Origin of the sequence: Bacillus sp. HMF5848, from assembly GCF_003944835.1 — a bacterium.
Lineage (GTDB): Bacteria > Bacillota > Bacilli > Bacillales > HMF5848 > HMF5848.
Genome location: NZ_RWIV01000001.1, coordinates 3,161,927 through 3,183,061, shown reverse-complemented (window position 1 = coordinate 3,183,061; position 21,135 = coordinate 3,161,927). Strand labels below are relative to the sequence as shown.

Here is a 21,135-nt window from a genome sequence, read left to right as displayed (position 1 = left end):
TTATATTTAGAATTAAGCGGGTTTCCCTTTAATAAATGCCCAAATATCTTCAAATACTTTGGCCGTGTGTAATGTTTTAATGATAACTAATACTACAGGCCCAGCAATAAGTCCTAAAAATCCTATGAGCTTAAAACCGACAAATAGTGAGACTAGAGTGGCAAGTGGGTCTAAACCTATGCTTTGAGATAGCACCTTTGGCTCAAGTAATTGTCTGACTACCATAACTATTATGTATAATATAGCTAACTGTATCGCTAGTAATACATTGCCACTTACAGCAGAATAGATTACCCAAGGTACAAATACGAGACCTGTCCCTAAATAAGGTAATACATCAACAATTCCAATTAAAAGGGCGACTGTTAATGCATGTTCAACTCTAAAAATTAACAGACCTATTAAAATAATAATAGCTGTAATGGAAATCAAAGTAGCTTGTGCTTTCAAGAAACCTACTAACGCTTTTTGTAAATCTACAAACACCGTTTTGCTACTTGTTCTTGCTTTTACAGGTAGAACTTTTCGACTTAATCGACGAAGTTTATCCCAGTCTTTACTAATAAAAAATGTAGCTAAAAAAGAAAAAACTAGTACAGTTGCTGCATTCGGCATCCATTTCAAGAAAGCAGGAATAATAGCAAGTACATTACTTAAAAATGATCCGATGTTATCAGCTAAATTTTGTCCTACATTCTCAATGTTTGTAATGATGGTTGTTTGTTGATCAGCATTTAAGTTTTTAAATAGCGTTGTCAACTGATTATAAAAAGGTATAATCTGACCTGCTATCAACTCCTCAATATATAAAGCTAACTTATCAATATGTTGTGGTAACGTATTAGATAAATATACGGTACCGTTATAAACTTCTGCTACTACTAAGGTTAATAATCCAGCTGCAAAAGCAAGAATTATAATCAAAGTCGTAAAGACGGCAAGAGACCGAGGCATACGAGTACGCAACTCGAAGAAATTTACAATTGGGTTAATCATTAAAGCGATAATAATTGCTATGATAAATGGATACGTTAAAGTTGCAGTGTAATACAAAGCTATACTACCACCAACAACTATTGCAATTACAAATAGTAGTCGCAAAAACAAATACAAAGAGTTTTTGTTTAACAAATTAAAAGGACACCTCCAAAAATTACGATTATATTTATTTTACAACTTTTATGCAATATGGGAAAGAGATGAGAAATTCACTATTTTTGTCAGATATCGTCTCTATATGTTACGATATCTTATATATGTAAAGTCTTAATTGTATAGAGGAGAGCATACACCTTGTTCAGTCAATCAATTATTTTTTTAATTATATTATTAACTATCGGTTTTGTTGCCAAAAACCAATCTCTTATAATTGCTGTTGCTTTTTTACTCTTAGTAAAAGTCATTGGACTTGATGTGAAGGTATTTCCTTATTTACAATCAAAGGGAATTCAATTAGGAGTTACTATTATTACGATAGCAGTACTAGTTCCAATTGCGACAGGAGAGATAGGATTTTCACAAATGACTGCAGCTGTTAAATCATATTATGCATGGATTGCTCTTGCCTCAGGTATTGCTGTTGCTTTATTAGCAAAAGGGGGAGTTCAGCTTTTAGCGAACGATCCTCACATTACGACGGCACTTGTATTAGGTACGATTTTGGCGGTAGCAGTATTTAAAGGTGTAGCAGTAGGTCCATTAATTGGTGCTGGGATTGCATATGCATGCATGAGAATAGTTGAAATATTTATTAAATAATGTATTGCAATAATATTTTTTTAATTGATTCGGTTGTTTTGATTCACAAAAATCTGATAATTGTTTATAATTAACTTGTCGACCTGTCAAATAAATTACATATAAGCACAAAACAGGTCTCATGCACTTAGAAGATGAAGAATGCAATGAAGTATGTTATATTCTCGTTGCATGTTCAAACTTTTAATCAACAACTCAACAATAAGGGCTACTATGTTGATTCGTTTGAACATTCAAAAATGTAAGCCGTTTCTTTTTAGGTGTTGAGTATGTAAATGTACAAATCTTTTAATCTAGTGATGTGGGTATGGCCAAGGGGAAAAAAGTTATGTAAAGGAGAGATGATTCATGACAGTAACACGAGGTCTCGAAGGGGTTGTAGCAACAACATCAAGTATTAGTTCTATTATCGATGATACACTTACATATGTGGGGTATAACATCGATGATCTAGCTGTAAATGCTAGTTTTGAAGAAGTTATTTATTTGCTATGGCATCGTAAATTGCCGAATAAAGAAGAATTGGCACAGTTGACAAAGCAGCTAGCTGATAGTGCTGATATACCACAAGCAGTGATTGACCACTTTAAAGCTATGCCAATCAATAAGGTTCATCCTATGGGTGCTTTACGTTCGGCTGTTTCTATTTTGGGCGAGTTTGACGACGAAGCCGAAGCGATGGATGAAGAAGCGAATTATCGTAAAGCTATTCGCATTCAAGCAAAAATCCCTACAATTACAACTGCGTTCGCAAGAATTCGTAAAGGGTTAGAGCCTATTGCTCCTCGCAATGATTTGAGCTTTGCAGGTAACTTTTTGTATATGCTAACAGGTGAAGAGCCAGACTCCATTGCTATTGAAGCATTTAATAAAGCGCTAGTTCTTCACGCTGACCATGAGTTAAATGCGTCAACTTTCACCGCACGTGTTTGTGTTGCTACATTATCAGACATTTATTCTGGTATAGTGGCTGCTATTGGAGCTTTAAAAGGCCCATTACATGGCGGAGCTAACGAAAGAGTTATGAAGATGTTAGCTGAAATCGGTGATGTTACAAACGTTGAGCCATATATCCAACAAAAGATGGTAAACAAAGAAAAAATCATGGGATTTGGTCATCGCGTATATCGTTTTGGAGATCCACGTGCTAAGCATCTTAAAGAAATGTCAGAGAAGCTTACAAAATTAACAGGTGAACCTAAATGGTATGACATGTCTGTAGCAATTGAAAAAACTGTTACAGCAGAGAAAGATATTCCACCGAATGTTGATTTTTATTCAGCATCTGTATATCATAGCTTAGGAATTGACCATGATTTATTTACTCCAATCTTTGCTGTTAGCCGCGCATCTGGATGGTTAGCACACATTTTAGAGCAATATGATAACAATCGTCTCATTCGTCCTCGTGCAGAATACACAGGACCTGGTATGCAGGTCTATGTACCGGTTGACGAGAGAATGTAACAATAATACTAAATAAAAATGTGTAGGGGTTGATACAATATATTTCAACCCCTTCAATCTAGAATTGACAACATAATGGGAGGTTTTTCTTTTGACAAAAGGGCAAAAAATTTCAGTAGACAACGGTGTATTAAATGTACCAAATGATCCAATCATTCCATACATTGAGGGGGATGGAATAGGACCGGATATTTGGGCTGCTGCTTCACGTGTTCTAGAAGCATCTGTTAAGAAGGCTTACAACGGTGAGAAGGAAATCGTATGGAAAGAGGTGTTAGCTGGAGAGAAAGCATTCAATGCAACAGGTGAATGGTTACCAGCTGAAACGCTTGATGTCATTCGTGAATACATAATTGCAATAAAAGGACCACTAACGACACCTATCGGTGGGGGAATTCGCTCATTAAACGTGGCATTGCGCCAAGAGCTTGATCTATTTGTTTGTTTACGTCCGGTTCGCTATTTTAACGGAGTGCCTTCACCTGTTAAGCGTCCAGAAGATACAGATATGGTTATCTTCCGCGAAAATACAGAAGATATTTATGCTGGAATTGAATATGCTAAAGGCTCAGACGAAGTTAAGAAACTTATTGCTTTTTTACAAAATGAAATGGGTGTTAATAAAATTCGATTCCCTGAAACATCAGGTATCGGAATTAAGCCTGTATCCGAAGAAGGTACGAAACGATTAGTACGCGCTTCAATTAATTATGCAATTGAAAATAACCGTAAGTCAGTAACTCTCGTGCACAAAGGGAATATCATGAAATTTACTGAAGGTGCGTTTAAAAACTGGGGTTATGAATTAGCAGAGCAAGAGTTTGGTGACAAAGTCTTTACATGGGCCGAATATGATAGAATAGTTGAAAACGAAGGAAAGGAAGCCGCTAATAAAGCACAAGCGGATGCAGAGGCGTCAGGGAAAATCATTATTAAAGACGCCATTGCTGATATCTTCCTTCAGCAAATCTTAACACGCCCTCGTGAATTTGATGTTGTAGCTACTATGAATCTTAATGGTGATTATATTTCTGATGCCCTTGCAGCACAAGTAGGTGGAATCGGTATTGCTCCTGGAGCTAACATCAACTATGAAACAGGACATGCTATTTTCGAAGCAACACACGGTACTGCGCCAAAATATGCAAATCTTGATAAAGTTAATCCATCGTCAGTTATTTTATCTGGAGTTCTTATGCTCGAGCATTTAGGATGGCAAGAGGCTGCCGATTTAGTCATGAAATCAATGGAGAAAACAATAGCGTCCAAAGTTGTAACGTATGACTTCGCTCGTTTAATGGATGGAGCAACGGAAGTAAAGTGTTCCGAATTTGGTGATGCCTTAATTAGAAATATGGACTGATTTTATTAGTAAGAGACTATCTATCTTTAATAGATGGTCTCTCTACATAAAGTAGTGGAAGATTTCACTACTCCATTTCTTTATGGCAACTAGATAACACGCGTAGCATAATACTTTTCAAAGTAGGAGGACGGAATGATGACATTTAAAAGAAAAAAAGTATCAGTAATTGGAGCTGGCTTTACAGGTGCTACTACAGCTTTTATTATGGCACAAAAGGAGCTAGCTGATGTCGTGTTAGTTGATATACCACAAATGGAGAATCCAACAAAAGGGAAAGCTCTTGATATGCTTGAAGCTAGTCCTGTGCTAGGGTTTGATGCATCAGTAAAAGGTACTTCATCATACGAAGATACTGCTGATTCAGATGTTGTTATTATAACGGCAGGAATTGCTCGTAAGCCTGGTATGAGCCGTGATGACTTAGTTACAACAAACCAAAAGATTATGACAAGTGTAACTCAAGAAATCGTGAAGTATTCTCCAAACTGCTATATTCTTGTCCTTACTAATCCAGTAGATGCGATGACTTACACAGTTTTTAAAGAATCTGGATTCCCTAAGAATCGTGTTATTGGTCAATCTGGTGTATTAGATACTGCTCGTTTCCGTACGTTTATAGCTGAAGAGCTTAATCTGTCAGTAAAAGATATTACTGGCTTCGTTTTAGGAGGCCATGGAGATGATATGGTACCACTTGTTCGTTATTCTTATGCTGGTGGTATTCCATTAGAAACGTTAATTCCGAAAGAGCGTTTAGATGCTATTGTTGAAAGAACTAGAAAAGGTGGCGGCGAAATCGTTAATCTATTAGGAAATGGTAGTGCATACTATGCACCTGCTGCATCATTAGTAGAAATGGCGGAAGCTATTTTAAAAGACCAGAAACGAGTTCTACCTTCTATTGCTTATTTAGAAGGTGAATACGGCTATGAAGGAATTTATCTTGGTGTACCTACAATTCTAGGTGGCAATGGAATCGAGAAGATTATTGAGTTAGAATTAACAGATGAAGAAAAAGCTTCACTAAACAAATCTGTTGAATCTGTAAAGAATGTTATGACTGTTTTACAATAATAAAAACTAAGACATATAGGTTCGGGGATTAAATATCTCCGAATCTTCTTTCATAAGACGGTTACAAATTATGTTTATGAGGTGCGATAGATGGTTTTGTCTAAAAAGCGAAAAATTGGCAGATATATTAACGAGATTTCAAAAGGTGAAAAATTAACTTTAACGGAAACAATAGAGGATAAGGATTTACTTATCTATTTAGGCCTTACAAACGATGCAAATCCATTATACATTCAACATGATTATGCTTCTCAAACAAGATTTGATAAGCCTATTGTTCCTTCTATCATGCTTACTGGGATTGTGTCTGCAGCCATATCTAAATATTTACCGGGCGCTGGAAGTCACATTATTGAGCAGCAACTTAGTTTTTTAAAGCCTGTTTATCATTATGCTACCATTCAGTTTTTGCTCGAAGTTGTCGGAATTGATGAGGAATCAGAAACGGTAACAATTGAAGTAGTGGCTGAAGATGAAGAAAATGAACAAGTTTTAAAAGGAAGTATCATTGTGTCACCTCCACAAAAGGTTAAGGGACTAGATGGCAAAGATTTAGAAAACTTTTAGGAGAACTCGAGTGTATACTTAGAGTTCTTTTTTAACGTGGGAAAAGAATATTATTCTTAGCCTAAATGAGGACCTAACTCGAGTTGCCAACTTTCGAGAGAAAATTACAAATCAATTTTTCCTTAAAACGAAAATAAACATCAGTTTCCTTGACTACTAGCATAAGCCAGGACTTCCGACGACTAGGACGGCCTAATGACAATAACGCGATAGGACGTTGCGTTGTTATCGACCGGCGGCGCTCGTCTTGTGCTTCTCATCGTTAGACCGTGCCTTGCCCTTTTCTGTCTTTTAGGCTATAAGATACTAAAGTTGCTTATTACACTCTACACTCTATAAAAGAAGAGTCAAGATTTCATTCTTAATTTCGTGCATAGTTTCAAATCTTTTATGTCTATCAAAAAAGTGTTATGATTAAAGCAAAAAATATAATAAAAATGGATGAATTGGTTTCTAAATTAACATTTGGAGGCACATATGAGTAAAAAATTATTAGTAGTCGATGATGAACAATCAATTTTAACGTTGTTGCAATACAATCTAGAACAAGCAGGCTTTGAAGTCATCTCAGCAATGGATGGAGAAGAAGGGCTTGAGAAGGCACTGGACAACAGACCAGACTTAATCGTTCTTGACCTGATGCTTCCTAAAATGGATGGGATAGAAGTTTGTAAACATTTACGTCAACAAAAGGTTGATGTACCTATTCTCATGTTGACTGCTAAAGATGATGAATTTGATAAAGTATTAGGTTTGGAACTTGGTGCAGATGACTATATGACAAAGCCATTCAGCCCTCGTGAAGTCATTGCAAGAATTAAAGCTATTTTACGTAGAACACAAATAAGTGAGTCTTCTCAAACAGGAAAAGATGACAATGAACATGATAAACTTGTCATTGGTGAGCTTAATATCTTACCAGAGCATTATGAAGCTTATTTTGCTGATGAACGCTTAGAATTGACACCTAAAGAATTCGAGCTTTTATTGTATTTGGCCAGAAATAAAGGGCGAGTACTTACTCGAGATCAATTATTAAGTGCTGTATGGAATTATGATTTTGCTGGAGATACTCGAATTGTTGATGTGCACATAAGTCATTTGCGTGAAAAAATTGAAAAAAATACGAAAAAGCCAACTTATATTAAAACTATTCGAGGCTTAGGGTACAAGCTAGAGGGACCAAAGCTAGATGAATAGGTTTCGCACACGCTTACTAGTTACCCTTATTACATTAATTTTATTTGTTCTAATCGCATTAGGTTTTCTATTAGGTCAATTGTATAAAAATTTCTACCTAGATACATACAAGGATAGACTAGAAAAAGAAGTTGAGTTAGTTGCGGAAATAATTGATCACGATAGGTTAAAATCTACAGCGCTACATACTGAGCTGAAAAAGTACAGTAAAATGTTGTATTCAAATCTGTTCCTCTTTGATAATAAAGGCAATGTATTGTTAAAAACAAAGCCCTCCAATAAGAAAATGGAGGAACATCATAATAATTTAATTAAATCTATGATAGATAGTGAGACAGATATTGAAATCGTACAGGAAAAAGATGGAACATTCTATTATGGTGCTCAGTTACTATCTGATAATGGTGATATAAAAGGATACTTATTCTTAAGTACTCCAGTGGAATCGCTTGAGCAAGTGAATAGACGGATATGGATATTACTATCTACTTGTTTAGGTCTTGCTCTTATCGTCATTTTATTTTTAGCTACGAGAATAACGAACCAGTACACACGTCCTATTGAATCAGCCACAAAGGTTGCGATGGAACTGGCGCGAGGAAATTATAATGCAAGAACGTACGAGAATCATATAGATGAAACTGGTATGTTAAGCCAATCAATTAATATTTTAGCAAGAAATCTCCAGGACATGACTAAAGCACAAGAGATGCAGCAGGACAGACTCAAGACGCTTATAGAAAATATGGGGAGTGGCTTAGTTTTAATTGATGGTAGAGGTTATATAAATCTTGTTAACCGTGCATTTAAAGAAATTTTTGATATTGATCCTGTAGATTATTTATACAAACTCTACTATAATGCGTTTACACATACTGAGGTAGTACAATTAATTGAAGAAATCTTTATGACAGAGGTTAATACACGTAGACAGCTCTTGTTGCCTTTGAAAATTGAACGAAAGCATTTTGATGTGTATGGAGCGCCGATTATTGGTACGAACGATGAGTGGAAGGGTATTGTTATTGTTTTTCATGATATAACAGAACTTAAAAAGCTTGAACAAATGCGTAAGGATTTCGTTGCCAATGTATCGCATGAATTAAAAACGCCGATAACCAGTATAAAAGGTTTCTCAGAAACATTGTTAGATGGAGCGATGAAGGATGAAGCAACATTAGAATATTTTCTTTCTATCATCCTAAAAGAAAGCGATCGTTTACAAACATTAATCCAAGACTTACTAGAGTTATCAAAAATTGAACAGCAAGGATTTAAGTTAAATATTGATCATGTAAATATTCAGGAAGTACTAGAAGATATTTTTGTTATTTTGAAAAGTAAGGCCGAGTATAAAGAAATAGACTTGAATTTAAATCTTGAGAAAAAACATTTGTTCATTAAAGGTGACACATATCGCATTAAACAAGTATTTATCAATCTTATAAATAATGCCATTACTTATACACCAAGTGGTGGAAAGGTAATGGTCAATGTCTCTGTTGATGCTAATGATGTGATTATTGCTGTATCTGATACAGGTATTGGCATATTAAAGGAAGAGATCCCACGTATATTTGAACGGTTTTATCGTGTGGATAAAGCAAGAAGTCGCAATTCAGGTGGGACAGGATTAGGCTTAGCAATTGTTAAGCATCTTGTTGAAGCACATGGCGGTACAATAACTGTGGATAGTCGAACCGGTGGGGGAACGACATTTACAGTAAAATTTAAAAAGGATATTTATTGATGTAAAGGTTGCTTTTATTAGATAGATTGGGCTTTGTTTGAAGTTAAAATAAATTACGGATACATAATATATCTCTTTCTCTAGAATATTTACAAGCTCTTTACGTTCACTTAAAGTACAGTTAATATTCAAAGGGTAATATTATATTCGAAAACCCCTTCATCCAAGGAGCCAATCTATCGGACGAGATTTGCGTCTAATGCTGCCAATAATATTTGGTAGCATTTTTTTTTGAAAATCTGAAACCTTTTGTAGTATGATTCGTAAATGATATATGTAAAACAGAAAGAATAAGAGGTGTAAAATATGATAAGTATGCGACGAATATATGCGGCTGTCGGTATTGCGGCACTCGTCATTGTTTTAGGCTTAGCAGCTACAACAACATGGTTTACCGTTGATGAATCCGAGCAAGCCGTTATGTTAACGTTTGGGGAGGCGGGTGCTCCGATAACTGAGCCAGGTCTACATTTTAAAATGCCATGGCCAATCCAAATAGTTGAAACATTATCAAAAGAAACATTTAGCTTAACATTCGGGTATGAACAATTAGAAGACGGTACGATAAGAGAACAACCTCAAGATACAAAAATGATTACTGGTGACGAAAACATTGTACTAGCTGATATGGTTGTACAATGGAAAATAACAGATCCTGAGCGATTCCTATATAATTCACAGGATCCAGTACAAATATTATATAATTCTACATCAGCATCTCTTCGTAGTATTATCGGTAGTTCTAAAATTGATGATGCGTTAACATCAGGAAAGGCAGAAATTGAAGCCGAGGTTCGAGAATTACTTACAGAATTAGTTGCTAAGTATGATGTAGGTATCTCTATTTCAGCTGTTAAACTGCAAGATGTTGAATTACCTAATGAAGAAGTAAGAAAAGCATTTACAAATGTAACAGATGCAAGAGAAATGATGAATACAAAGATTAACGAAGCTAAAAAGTATCGTAACAAAGCTATTAATGAAGCGGAAGGGGAAAAAGATGCCCTTATTTCAAAAGCTGAAGGTGATAAGACAGCTCGTATTGAAGCCGCTCGTGGTGATGTAGCGAAGTTCAATGCATTATATGCTGAATATGTTAAGTCACCAGATATTACAAAGCAACGACTTGTTATTGAAACGCTAGAACAAGTACTACCGGGTGCTGAGATTTATATTATGAACGATGACGGTAGTACGTTGAAATACTTCCCGATTCGTCCGTTAGAAAAGTCAGAAACGCCACCTGCCGTGAAGGAAGGAAGTGTGAACAATGAGTGATGTAATAGATATGAATGAACAACGTAAGCAACAAGGGGATTGGAAGAAGTATACAAGAGGTGGCATTGGCCTAGTTGTTATACTTTTGTTGATAGGACTTGTTTTAAATAACTTATTTATCGTAAAAGAAGGCGAGTATAAAGTTATTCGTCAATTTGGTGAAGTCGTTAACGTTGTACAGGAGCCAGGGTTAAACTTTAAGATCCCGTTTATTCAAACTGTATCAACCCTACCAAAATATCAGATGGTTCTAGATGTACCACAAGCGGAAATAAACACTCGCGATAAAAAGCGTATGCTTGTAGATAATTACGCTATATGGAAAATTGTTGATGCTAAATCAATGATTTCAAATGCAAGAACGGTAATTGGTGCAGAAACACGTATGGAAGAATTTATCTATTCTATCCTTCGTTCTGAGCTAGGTTCTTTAAATTATGATGAAATTATCAATGATGAAAAGTCATCCCGAGGAAGCTTGAACGATCGAGTGACAGAGATGGTTAATGAACTTTTAGAGAAAAATAACTATGGTATTGTAGTTACAGATGTTAGAATGAAGCGAACTGATTTACCGACAGAAAACGAAGAATCTGTTTACAGACGTATGATTTCAGAGCGTGAATCAAAGGCTCAAGAATATCTATCTATGGGTGATGCAGAGAAGAATCGTATTACAGCTCAAACAGACCGTGAAGTAAAAGAGACTCTCGCAAAAGCAAAAGCTGATGCAGAGGTTATTCGTGGTCAAGGTGAAGCAGAAGCAGCGAGAGTATATAATGAGTCATTTTCTAAAGATCCTGCTTTCTACAATTTATATCGTACGCTAGAGTCATATAAAGTTACAATTGATGGTGAAACGGTTATTATGCTACCAGCAGACTCACCGTATGCTAGATTGTTAATGGGCTACACACAATAAGATTTTTTTAGAACGAGAAGGATGTCTATGCGGCATTCTTCTTTTTTTACGTTAAGATGTATTAAACTTTGTTGTTAATTTTTGTTTCCTTTCCGTTGGGGGATCATGAGCCGCGTCTTTGTTGTTTCGTAAATTTTCTTATAAAATTATAAAGTGGTAAAATAAAGATTAGACATATTTTCTACATTTTTTAGGCAGGGTAAAGTAGGGAGGAATTATTAATGAGTAAGAAAAAGGTTGTATTAATAGACGGTAATAGTATAGCGTATCGTGCGTTTTTTGCTCTTCCACTTCTTAATAACGAGAAAGGTATACATACTAATGCCATTTATGGCTTCACCATGATGCTCATGCGTATTTTAGATGAAGAGAAACCGACTCATATACTAGTGGCGTTTGATGCAGGAAAAACCACTTTTCGTCACAATACTTTCCAAGAATATAAAGGTGGTCGTCAAAAAACCCCACCAGAACTGTCTGAACAGTTTACATATCTGCGTGAATTGCTTAAAGCGTATCGCATCCGCACATATGAACTGGAAAATTATGAAGCTGATGATATAATCGGTACTTTGGCAATTCAAGCATCGAAGGAAGATTACGAGGTTAAGGTCATCTCTGGTGATAAAGACCTTACTCAATTAGCATCAGATAAAGTGACTGTTGATATTACACGAAAAGGTATTACAGATGTAGATCACTATACGCCAGATTTTATAATGGAAAAGTATGGAATATTACCAAAGCAGATTATCGATATGAAAGGTTTAATGGGAGACACATCAGATAATATCCCAGGTGTTCCGGGTGTCGGAGAAAAAACGGCTCTTAAGCTTTTAAAAGAATTTGGTACTGTTGAGAAGGTTGTAAATTCAGTTGATAAAGTAAGTGGTAAAAAACTACAAGAAAAACTAACAGAATTTAAGGAACAAGCTTTGTTAAGTAAGGAGCTCGCAACAATTTTGTGTGAGGCACCGATTGAGATTACAGCTGATGACCTTTCGTATGAGGGTTATGATGCAAAGCAGGTTGTTACGATTTTTAAAGAACTCGGCTTTAATTCACTGTTAGATAAATTTGACGATGGTACATTGACTGAAACGAATGAGCCTTTAGAAGATATACAATTTGAAACTGTATCTGAGATTAGCGGTGATATGCTGACAGATACTGAAGCTGCATTATATGTAGAAGTGTTACAAGAGAATTATCACCAAGCTGCAATTCAAGGATTTGCTGTCGTAAATAGCTCAGGGTACTACTATGTCCCTACGAATGTAGCATTAAAATCTTCAGACTTTAAACAATGGCTAGAAAACGCTAATAAGAAAAAATTCGTGTATGACGCTAAGCGAGCAAAAGTAGCGCTAAAATGGCAAGGTGTGAATCTTGATGGGATAACTTTCGACTTGCTACTTGCTTCGTATATCCTTAACCCATCGGAATCAGGTATTACAGATGTGGCTGATATAGCAAGAGGGAAAGGCTTTACATCTGTTCAGTCCAATGAAGCAGTCTATGGGAAAGGGGCAAAACAGCAAATACCGGATGGGCAAGTGTTAGGAGAGCACCTAGTACGTAAAGCAGCGGCAATTTATGCTTTAAAAGACCAGTTTATTCAAGAACTAAAGGACAATGAGCAACTAGCTTTGTATGAGGAATTGGAAATGCCATTGTCACTTATCCTTGCTGAGATGGAATTTACGGGCGTTCAAGTAGATGTTGAACGTTTACATACAATGGGCGATGAGTTAAAAAGGCAGCTAGACGAAATGGAAGCTCAAATTCATGAACTTGCAGGAGTAAAGTTTAACATTAACTCACCAAAGCAGTTGGGAGAAGTATTATTTGAAAAATTAAATCTCCCTGTTATTAAAAAAACAAAAACAGGCTATTCTACATCTGCGGATGTGCTTGAAAAACTAGCCGATAAGCATGAGATTATTGAAATTATTCTGCATTATAGACAGCTAGGCAAATTACAATCTACATATATTGAAGGTTTATTAAAAGTTGTGCATAACGACACTAATAAGGTACATACTCGTTTTAATCAGGCACTGACACAAACGGGAAGGTTAAGCTCAACGGATCCTAACTTACAAAACATTCCTATCCGTTTAGAGGAAGGGCGGAAAATACGACAAGCATTCATACCATCAGAAGATGAATGGGTCATATTTGCTGCGGACTATTCGCAAATTGAATTACGTGTGTTGGCTCATATTGCGAACGATCCTAAGCTTGTAGAGGCTTTTCAAAATGATATGGATATACATACGAAAACAGCGATGGATGTTTTTCATGTAAAGGCCGATGATGTAACATCGAATATGAGAAGACAAGCTAAAGCTGTTAACTTTGGTATTGTATATGGCATTAGTGACTACGGTTTATCGCAAAGCTTAGGTATTACTAGGAAAGAGGCTGGCCAATTTATTGAGCGCTACTTAGATAGTTTTCCGGGTGTTAAAGATTATATGGATAGCATTATCGAAGAGGCTAAACAAAATGGGTATGTAAAAACACTCCTTCAACGAAGACGTTACATCCCAGAGATTCATAGCAGGAATTTTAACATGAGGAGTTTTGCGGAACGCACAGCTATGAACACTCCGATACAAGGAAGTGCAGCTGATATTATAAAAAAAGCTATGATTGATATGGCTGATCGATTACAGCAAGAGAAATTACAAGCTCGTTTATTGTTACAGGTACACGATGAATTAATATTTGAAGCGCCTAAAAGTGAACTTGAAACTTTAAAGAAAATTGTACCTGAAGTAATGGAGCAAGCTATTCATTTAGCTGTCCCGTTAAAAGTGGATTATGCTTTCGGTGATAGCTGGTTTGATTCGAAATAATAGACATAGGAGTGACATAGGTGCCGGAGCTACCAGAAGTTGAAACAGTTCGCCGTACATTGCAACAGTTAGTTATCGGAAAAACAATAGAATATGTAGACGTACGATGGCCAAAAATGATTAAAAAACCTGATAATCTGGATGAATTCAAGATGCTTTTACAAGGTCAAACTATACATCAAGTTGACCGGCGGGGGAAATTTCTCAAGTTTATGTTAGATGATTTTGTACTTGTTTCTCATTTGCGGATGGAAGGTCGTTATGGCTTATATTCAAAGGGCGAAGAATATGATAAGCACACGCATGTTATGTTTACATTCACAGATGGTAGTGAGTTGAGATATAGAGATGTACGAAAGTTTGGTACGATGCACCTGTTTATTAAAGGTAAAGAAGAAGAAGCACTTCCTTTATCACAATTGGGAGTAGAGCCATTTTCACCTCAATTCACGGTAGAATATTTGCAAAATAAACTTAAAAGTACGTCCAGATCTATTAAAGCTGTACTACTAGACCAACAAATTGTTGTTGGTCTAGGTAACATCTATGTAGATGAGGCGTTATTCAGGTCAGGGTTATATCCAGAAATACATGCCAATGAGGTATCGTCTGAACAAATAACACGCTTGCACAATGAAATTATAGATACCCTTAAGGAAGCGGTTGAACAAGGTGGGAGTACCGTTAGGTCTTATGTGAACACACAAGGCCAAATAGGATTGTTTCAGCTGAAAATATTTGTGTATGGGCGTAAAGGTGAACCTTGTAAAAAATGTGGGACAATGATAGAGAAACGGGTAGTAGCTGGTCGTGGAACGCACTATTGTCCAAAGTGTCAACCAGTGGTGGTATCTGCGATGGAATGATTTGCTTCTATTGCGAGAATAAATGAACATTACGTGAACCTCATTCGAAAAAGGTTAACAGTGTAACTTCTAAAGATTAATAAAAAAGTTACGATAGGAAGTGGGGACGCTATGAGCTTAGTTATTGGTTTAACAGGTGGAATTGCAAGCGGCAAATCAACCGTGTCAGCTATGCTTCGTGAAATTGGAGTGCCCGTTATAGATGCTGATGTAATAGCACATCAAGTGGTGAAAGTAGGTCAGCCAGCATATAACGAGATTGTGAATGTATTTGGTGACAGCATTTTAAAAGCTGACAAAACAATTGACCGTCCTCAACTTGGTTCTATAGTGTTTAATAACGAACAAAAGCGATTAGTATTAAATTCAATTGTACATCCAGCTGTTCGTCAAGCGATGCTTTCTGAAAAGAACCTTTATATACAACAAGGACATTCAGTTGTTGTTCTAGATATTCCGCTTTTATTTGAAAGTAAATTAACTTCACTAGTTGATAAAGTGTTAGTTGTATATGTTGATGAAGAAATACAGTTAGCTCGATTAATAAAAAGAAATCAATTAACAGAAACTGAGGCATTGGCGCGAATCTCGTCACAAATGCCTCTTAAAAATAAGGTGGAGTTAGCTGATGCTGTAATAAATAACAATGGTACTATAGAGGATTCACAGCGTCAGCTTTTTCATATCTTAAAAGAATGGCATGTTAAATTTTGATAATTAATTGTACGCGTTCGTAAATGTGTCTAAAATGTTGCAACCTCTCGCGAATATGTTATACTTAAAAACGCAATATTACCTTAAAAGTATAACGTATTTTTGAAAGGGGATCCTTTATGAAAGCGAGAGTTGCAATTAACGGGTTTGGACGCATCGGCAGAATGGTATTTCGTAAGGCTATTACTGAAGATACATTATCAATTGTCGCTATTAATGCTAGTTATCCAGTAGAAACGTTAGCACATTTAATAAAGTATGACACAACACATGGTAGATTTGCAGGACAAGTTGAAACAGATGATAATGCTTTAATTGTGAATGGGAAGCGAATTTTAGTTGTGAACTCTCGTGATCCAAGAGAACTACCATGGGGATCATTAAAAATAGATATTGTAATAGAAGCGACAGGAAAATTTAATAACAAAGAACATGCGGAAAAGCATATAGTGGCTGGTGCAAAGAAAGTAATATTAACCGCGCCAGGTAAAAACGAAGATATTACGATTGTTATCGGAGTTAATGAAAATGATTTTGATGTGGAAAACCACAACATTATTTCAAATGCATCATGCACAACTAACTGTTTAGCGCCGGTTGTAAAAATTCTAGATGACTATTTTCATATACATAATGGCTTAATGACAACAGTCCATTCTTTTACAAACGATCAGAAAAACATAGATAATCCACACAAAGATCTTCGCCGCGCAAGAGCATGTGCACAATCTATTATTCCGACTACGACTGGGGCAGCGAAGGCACTTTCAAAAGTGTTACCACATTTGAATGGCAAATTACATGGAATGGCATTGCGTGTTCCAACACCTAATGTATCATTAGTTGATCTTGTAGTGGATGTAGAGAAAGATGTAACAGTAGAAGAAGTTAATGAGGTCTTTAGGAAATCTGCTACAGACTCATTAAAAGGCATTGTGGATATTACAATGGAGCCTTTAGTAAGTGTTGATTTTAATACGAATCCTCACTCATCTATCATAGATGGACTGTCAACGATGGTAATGGAAAAGCGCAAAATCAAAGTACTTGCTTGGTATGACAATGAGTGGGGATATTCGTGTCGCGTTGTTGATTTAACGAAGCATATCGCGTATGAATTGTTATCTCACTCAGAAGTTTGCGTCGGATAGTAAACTGTAAATTAATGGCCAAAAGACGTAATTCATTTCAGAAATTACGTCTTTTTTCGTATTGCGTGCCCAGCAAGCCGTTAATTGCTTATTGGTGAAAGTCCAATCTGAGTAAGTGCCAAGACGCTCAGTAGCTGACAGGCAACTGGTGGAGAAATCCTAAGGTTGAAGCCCTGTGACAATGTAACTCCTAAAGAGTGCTAGCAAACTAACAGGTTGTAACATAAAGTGAATCCTGCCGTCTCGTCAATTATAACCCTCATTTGAGGATAAAAAGGGAAGTTGAGCCTTGAGTATATGGGCGAAAACCACGGAAGGTGTGAAGAACTTGGAAGAACAGCACCGAAGAATCCCTCGGGGTAAGGGGAGCGACATGTTAGGACAGTAGTTAACGGAACTGGGGATACCCTCCTCGACACTTTCTTTAGAAAGTAAAGCAGATACCTATAAGTGAAAACGAAGTGGTGGAAGGTCGAGAGGGAGTCGGAGGGGGTCATAGTACCGGTAATGATAACGACAACACAACGTTATCAAGGGAAGGACGGCGCAAGCCAATACCCTACTTCGTTCATATGTTCAAAGGAGGTAAGAGTCAGTGAATGCCAAGAAAACGGCTAACTACACCAATAACGCCAAAGCTCAAGAACTCTGGAAAACATTATACCTTTGTGCCAAGGAAAGCAAAACACGTCGATTTCATGCCCTATATGATAAGATTTATCGACCTGATGTCTTATGGGAGGCATGGCAAAGAGTGAAACGTAAAAAGGGAAGTGGAGGAGTAGACGAGCAGTCACTAGAAGATATCCAGGTTTATGGTGAAAAGAAATTTCTGAACGAACTCTATCTGGAGTTAAAGGAAAAGCGATATCATCCACAACCAGTTCTACGAACTTACATTCCAAAAGATGATGGAAAGAAACGTCCATTAGGAATTCCAACCATTAAAGACAGAGTTGCACAAATGGCAACTAAACTAGTCATTGAACCAATCTTCGAAGCAGATTTCAAAGAATGTTCGTATGGATTTCGTCCCAAAAGGAATGCACATCAAGCAATAGCGAAGATACGTAAAGAGAGTAAAAAGAGTTATTGGGTATTAGACGTCGATATCCAAGGATACTTTGATAACATCAACCATAATAAACTAATGAAACTAGTAGAACAGCGAATTAGTGACCGAAGGGTACTAAAGTTGATTCGAAAATGGTTACAAGCAGGAATCATGGAAGAAGGAAAACTCCGAAATTCTTTATTAGGAGCCCCTCAAGGTGGTGTCATTTCTCCTCTACTATCAAACATTTATCTAAATACGATGGATACTTTATGGGAAAAGAAATTCAACCACTTAGGCACTCTCATCCGCTATGCGGATGATTTTGTCATCTTGTGTAAGACGAAACAACAAGCAGTGGAAAGTGTACGAGTGATTCAAGGCATTATGAACAAATTGGACCTTTCTCTACATCAAGAGAAATCAAGACTAGTTAATATTTGGGATGACTCTGATGGGTTTGATTTTCTAGGATTCCATCACCGCAAATTCCCCGTTCGTAAGAAAGGGGGGCGTATACTCTTTATCATGAATCATATCCCGAGTAAGAAAGTCATGAAGAAAATGCGAAAGAAGATTAAAGACTATACCGAGCCACGAAGTAAATTATTCATGGATATAAAGGAGTTAGTAAAAGGCTTGAATCGTAAACTACGGGGATTCAAGAACTACTATCAACTTTCTCCATTATCTAAGAGGTGGTTGAATCGTATCGACTGGTACGTGTTACAACGTCTTAATCTCTTCAATAATAAGAAGAGAAACAGGCGACATAAACATGCTTATCTGCAAGACACAGTAAAAGAAATACAACTCATATTAGTGAAATTGGCAAGTTAAGTAAGTACATAAAGCTAAAGGAAGAAGAACGTCGGAAAGCCGTATGAGGGAAAACCTCACGTACGGTTTGATGAGGGGGGGCTGAAAGTAAAAGAGATGGCGAAAGCCATCCCTTTGAAATCAGTTCTCTACTCTACTGAGCTAGGGAAACGTGCGACTTTGATTAACCGCGCTAATCTACTGATACTCATGCACAAGTTGTGGAGCCAATTTAGAGAAAATTTTATATGTCCTTCTCATGACCGGTTTAAATTATAATGAATCAGCACATATGTTTAGCAAGCAAGTGAGAAGAGTTAATAGACAGCCATCGTCTCGATAATGAGGGGTGAACGTTTCTAAAAGATAAAATTCCAAATGGCATGTTTATTTTGTTTAATATACATTAATTTGGGGTACCAAATAGATAACTTGGCAACACTATAGAGTTATAGAAACTAAGTTTGCATGAGCGGGGCTATTTTTAACAAAAATAAGAAGTTTGAAAATTAATTTTAAAAAATACAACCAATGTGTTGCAAAACTAACTTAAAGGAAGTATACTATGACTCGTGAACTTCTTGAATGGTATTGTGACTACTTAAAGGGTTAGGACCTCTCTGGACTAACTTTCCCCCGTGGTAGTAACGAACGCATACCAAAAACGGAGATTTTCATGCTCGAAAAATTGTCTAAAGGGGGAGCCAATTATGGAAACTATTGGTCGTCACGTTATATCTGAACTTTGGGGATGCAACTTTGAAACTCTTAACAACATGGAACAAATTGAAAGAATCTTTGTTGATGCGGCTTTAAAATCAGGAGCAGAGGTAAGAGAAGTAGCTTTCCACAAATTTGCACCGCAAGGAGTAAGTGGAGTAGTTATAATCTCCGAATCTCATTTGACTATTCACAGCTTTCCAGAACATGGATATGCTAGCATCGATGTATATACATGTGGAGAACTTGATCCAAACATTGCTGCTGATTATATCGCTGAAGCACTTGAAGCTGAAACTCGTGAGAACATTGAAATTCCTCGTGGGATGGGTCCTGTACAAGTAAAGCAGCAAGCAAAGGCACTTTAATTTTATGAAGTAAAGCGGAGGTGTACATAGTACATCTCTTTTTGTTTGTTCATAAATAATCAATGGTGACACATCCTTAGTATATTTAATAAGTAATTTATGATATCTGCAATGATGCATATCAGTTTTCTAATAATCTTTCCTTGTCATTTACTGTTGTTGTTAGTATCATTAAGATATACTAAAAAAAATGTCGATTTATCAATAAGGAGTTGCTCGATGTGAGTTTATTAGGGAAGCTTCGTGGATTTTTTTCTACTCATTCAGAAACGAAAGAAAACCATTCGAACGAACTGCTACAAACCCATTATTACAAGTCATCACAGGATAAAACCTTTACCGCAGTGCAAGAGTTGCTTAATAACATGGATGGTATTGAAGTGACTTCCGTATCAAAAGAACGCGGTGAAATTAGTGCAAATGTGATTAAAGGAAAAAAAGCTTTTATTGTTGCTACTGTTATTTCCGTACGTCCTTTTGAAACGGCTGTTGATTTTTCAATTGCTACAGAAACAGCATTACCGTTTGACTTTGGATATAGTCAGAAATGGATTTTGAAAATATACGATGCAATAGGTAAGCAATTAAACTTTATTGGTGTTGGATTAAATAAAGACTAGATGCTGTACTTTGTTGTCGACAGTAAATTTTTATATGATAAATGTAATGAAATGCCTTCTAGGGTGGAGCTGATAACTTATGAAATGTCCTTCATGTCAGCACAACGGTACGAGGGTTCTTGACTCGAGACCGGTGGATGATGCGAAATCAATTAGACGTAGACGTGAGTGCGAGCAGTGCCAATATCGCTTCACTACATTTGAGCGTGTCGAGGAACCACCGTTGATTGTTGTAAAAAAGGAGGGGACTCGAGAGGAATTTAGTCGGGACAAAATTCTTCGAGGTCTCATAAAGGCTTGTGAAAAACGACCAGTTGCACTTCAGCAACTTGAGGATATTGCAAATGATGTAGAAAAAGAACTGCGACATATAGGTGCTTCAGAAGTGAAAAGTGAAATAGTCGGTGAAATGGTGATGGACAGGCTAGCACTCATTGATGAAGTAGCATATGTTAGGTTTGCTTCTGTTTACAGACAGTTTAAAGACATCAATGTGTTTATTGATGAACTGAAAGATCTGTTAAAAAAGGAAAAATAATAACAAACAATAAAGAGCTTGCAGAGGCTCTTTTTTTGT

General features: G+C 36.6%; 18 protein-coding genes. 17 read left to right on the top strand and 1 reads right to left on the bottom strand.

Features of this window, described 5'->3' with window-relative positions; all coding sequences use genetic code 11:
* Positions 1-12 precede the first annotated feature (12 nt).
* Entirely contained in the window at positions 13-1,131 is a 1,119-nt protein-coding gene (gene ytvI, locus EJF36_RS15290; protein WP_125907143.1) for a sporulation integral membrane protein YtvI, read from the bottom strand.
* A gap of 162 nt (positions 1,132-1,293) precedes the next feature.
* On the opposite strand from ytvI, the gene EJF36_RS15285 reads away from it, so the two are divergent.
* The 17 genes from EJF36_RS15285 to nrdR all read left to right on the top strand — a co-directional run bounded on the left by EJF36_RS15285 (position 1,294) and on the right by nrdR (position 21,096).
* Positions 1,294-1,758: a DUF441 domain-containing protein gene (locus EJF36_RS15285; RefSeq protein ID WP_125907142.1), complete on the top strand. Its 465-nt coding sequence runs from the start codon at positions 1,294-1,296 to the stop codon at positions 1,756-1,758.
* A 348-nt stretch (positions 1,759-2,106) separates the two neighbouring features.
* Positions 2,107-3,225 (top strand): citrate synthase, encoded by a 1,119-nt coding sequence (gene citZ / locus EJF36_RS15280; RefSeq protein ID WP_125907141.1) that lies wholly within the window; start codon positions 2,107-2,109, stop codon positions 3,223-3,225.
* 91 nt (positions 3,226-3,316) lie between these two features.
* Entirely contained in the window at positions 3,317-4,588 is a 1,272-nt protein-coding gene (icd, locus tag EJF36_RS15275; RefSeq protein ID WP_125907140.1) for an NADP-dependent isocitrate dehydrogenase, read from the top strand.
* A 138-nt stretch (positions 4,589-4,726) separates the two neighbouring features.
* Positions 4,727-5,665, top strand: coding sequence for a malate dehydrogenase (mdh, locus tag EJF36_RS15270; RefSeq protein WP_125908411.1), 939 nt, complete (start codon positions 4,727-4,729; stop codon positions 5,663-5,665).
* Between the two features lie 90 nt (positions 5,666-5,755).
* Complete coding sequence (locus tag EJF36_RS15265) at positions 5,756-6,232, top strand: MaoC/PaaZ C-terminal domain-containing protein (protein WP_125907139.1); 477 nt, start codon at positions 5,756-5,758, stop codon at positions 6,230-6,232.
* Positions 6,233-6,709: 477 nt separating this feature from the next.
* On the top strand, positions 6,710-7,432 hold the full coding sequence (locus tag EJF36_RS15260; RefSeq protein WP_125907138.1) for a response regulator transcription factor: 723 nt from the start codon (positions 6,710-6,712) through the stop codon (positions 7,430-7,432).
* Positions 7,425-9,182 carry a two-component system histidine kinase PnpS gene (pnpS, locus tag EJF36_RS15255; protein WP_125907137.1) on the top strand — a complete coding sequence of 586 codons (1,758 nt, stop codon included), beginning with the start codon at positions 7,425-7,427 and terminating at the stop codon, positions 9,180-9,182. Before EJF36_RS15260 ends, pnpS begins: the two co-directional genes overlap by 8 nt.
* Positions 9,183-9,488: 306 nt before the next feature.
* Positions 9,489-10,460 carry an FtsH protease activity modulator HflK gene (gene hflK / locus EJF36_RS15250; RefSeq protein ID WP_125907136.1) on the top strand — a complete coding sequence of 324 codons (972 nt, stop codon included), beginning with the start codon at positions 9,489-9,491 and terminating at the stop codon, positions 10,458-10,460.
* Positions 10,453-11,382 (top strand): protease modulator HflC, encoded by a 930-nt coding sequence (gene hflC, locus EJF36_RS15245; protein WP_125907135.1) that lies wholly within the window; start codon positions 10,453-10,455, stop codon positions 11,380-11,382. The genes hflK and hflC overlap by 8 nt, the downstream gene beginning before the upstream one ends.
* A gap of 221 nt (positions 11,383-11,603) precedes the next feature.
* Entirely contained in the window at positions 11,604-14,246 is a 2,643-nt protein-coding gene (gene polA / locus EJF36_RS15240; protein ID WP_125907134.1) for a DNA polymerase I, read from the top strand.
* A gap of 20 nt (positions 14,247-14,266) precedes the next feature.
* Entirely contained in the window at positions 14,267-15,112 is an 846-nt protein-coding gene (gene mutM / locus EJF36_RS15235) for a DNA-formamidopyrimidine glycosylase (RefSeq protein WP_125907133.1), read from the top strand.
* A gap of 111 nt (positions 15,113-15,223) precedes the next feature.
* Positions 15,224-15,826: a dephospho-CoA kinase gene (gene coaE / locus EJF36_RS15230; protein WP_125907132.1), complete on the top strand. Its 603-nt coding sequence runs from the start codon at positions 15,224-15,226 to the stop codon at positions 15,824-15,826.
* Positions 15,827-15,945: 119 nt separating this feature from the next.
* Complete coding sequence (locus EJF36_RS15225) at positions 15,946-16,977, top strand: glyceraldehyde-3-phosphate dehydrogenase (RefSeq protein ID WP_125907131.1); 1,032 nt, start codon at positions 15,946-15,948, stop codon at positions 16,975-16,977.
* Between the two features lie 595 nt (positions 16,978-17,572).
* Positions 17,573-18,871, top strand: a complete 1,299-nt coding sequence (gene ltrA / locus EJF36_RS15215; RefSeq protein WP_125904583.1) for a group II intron reverse transcriptase/maturase — start codon at positions 17,573-17,575, stop codon at positions 18,869-18,871.
* A gap of 689 nt (positions 18,872-19,560) precedes the next feature.
* Positions 19,561-19,938, top strand: coding sequence for an adenosylmethionine decarboxylase (speD, locus tag EJF36_RS15210; RefSeq protein ID WP_125907130.1), 378 nt, complete (start codon positions 19,561-19,563; stop codon positions 19,936-19,938).
* A 221-nt stretch (positions 19,939-20,159) separates the two neighbouring features.
* Positions 20,160-20,558, top strand: coding sequence for a cytosolic protein (locus EJF36_RS15205; RefSeq protein WP_125907129.1), 399 nt, complete (start codon positions 20,160-20,162; stop codon positions 20,556-20,558).
* A gap of 79 nt (positions 20,559-20,637) precedes the next feature.
* Positions 20,638-21,096 carry a transcriptional regulator NrdR gene (nrdR, locus tag EJF36_RS15200; RefSeq protein WP_125907128.1) on the top strand — a complete coding sequence of 153 codons (459 nt, stop codon included), beginning with the start codon at positions 20,638-20,640 and terminating at the stop codon, positions 21,094-21,096.
* Positions 21,097-21,135: the final 39 nt, after the last annotated feature.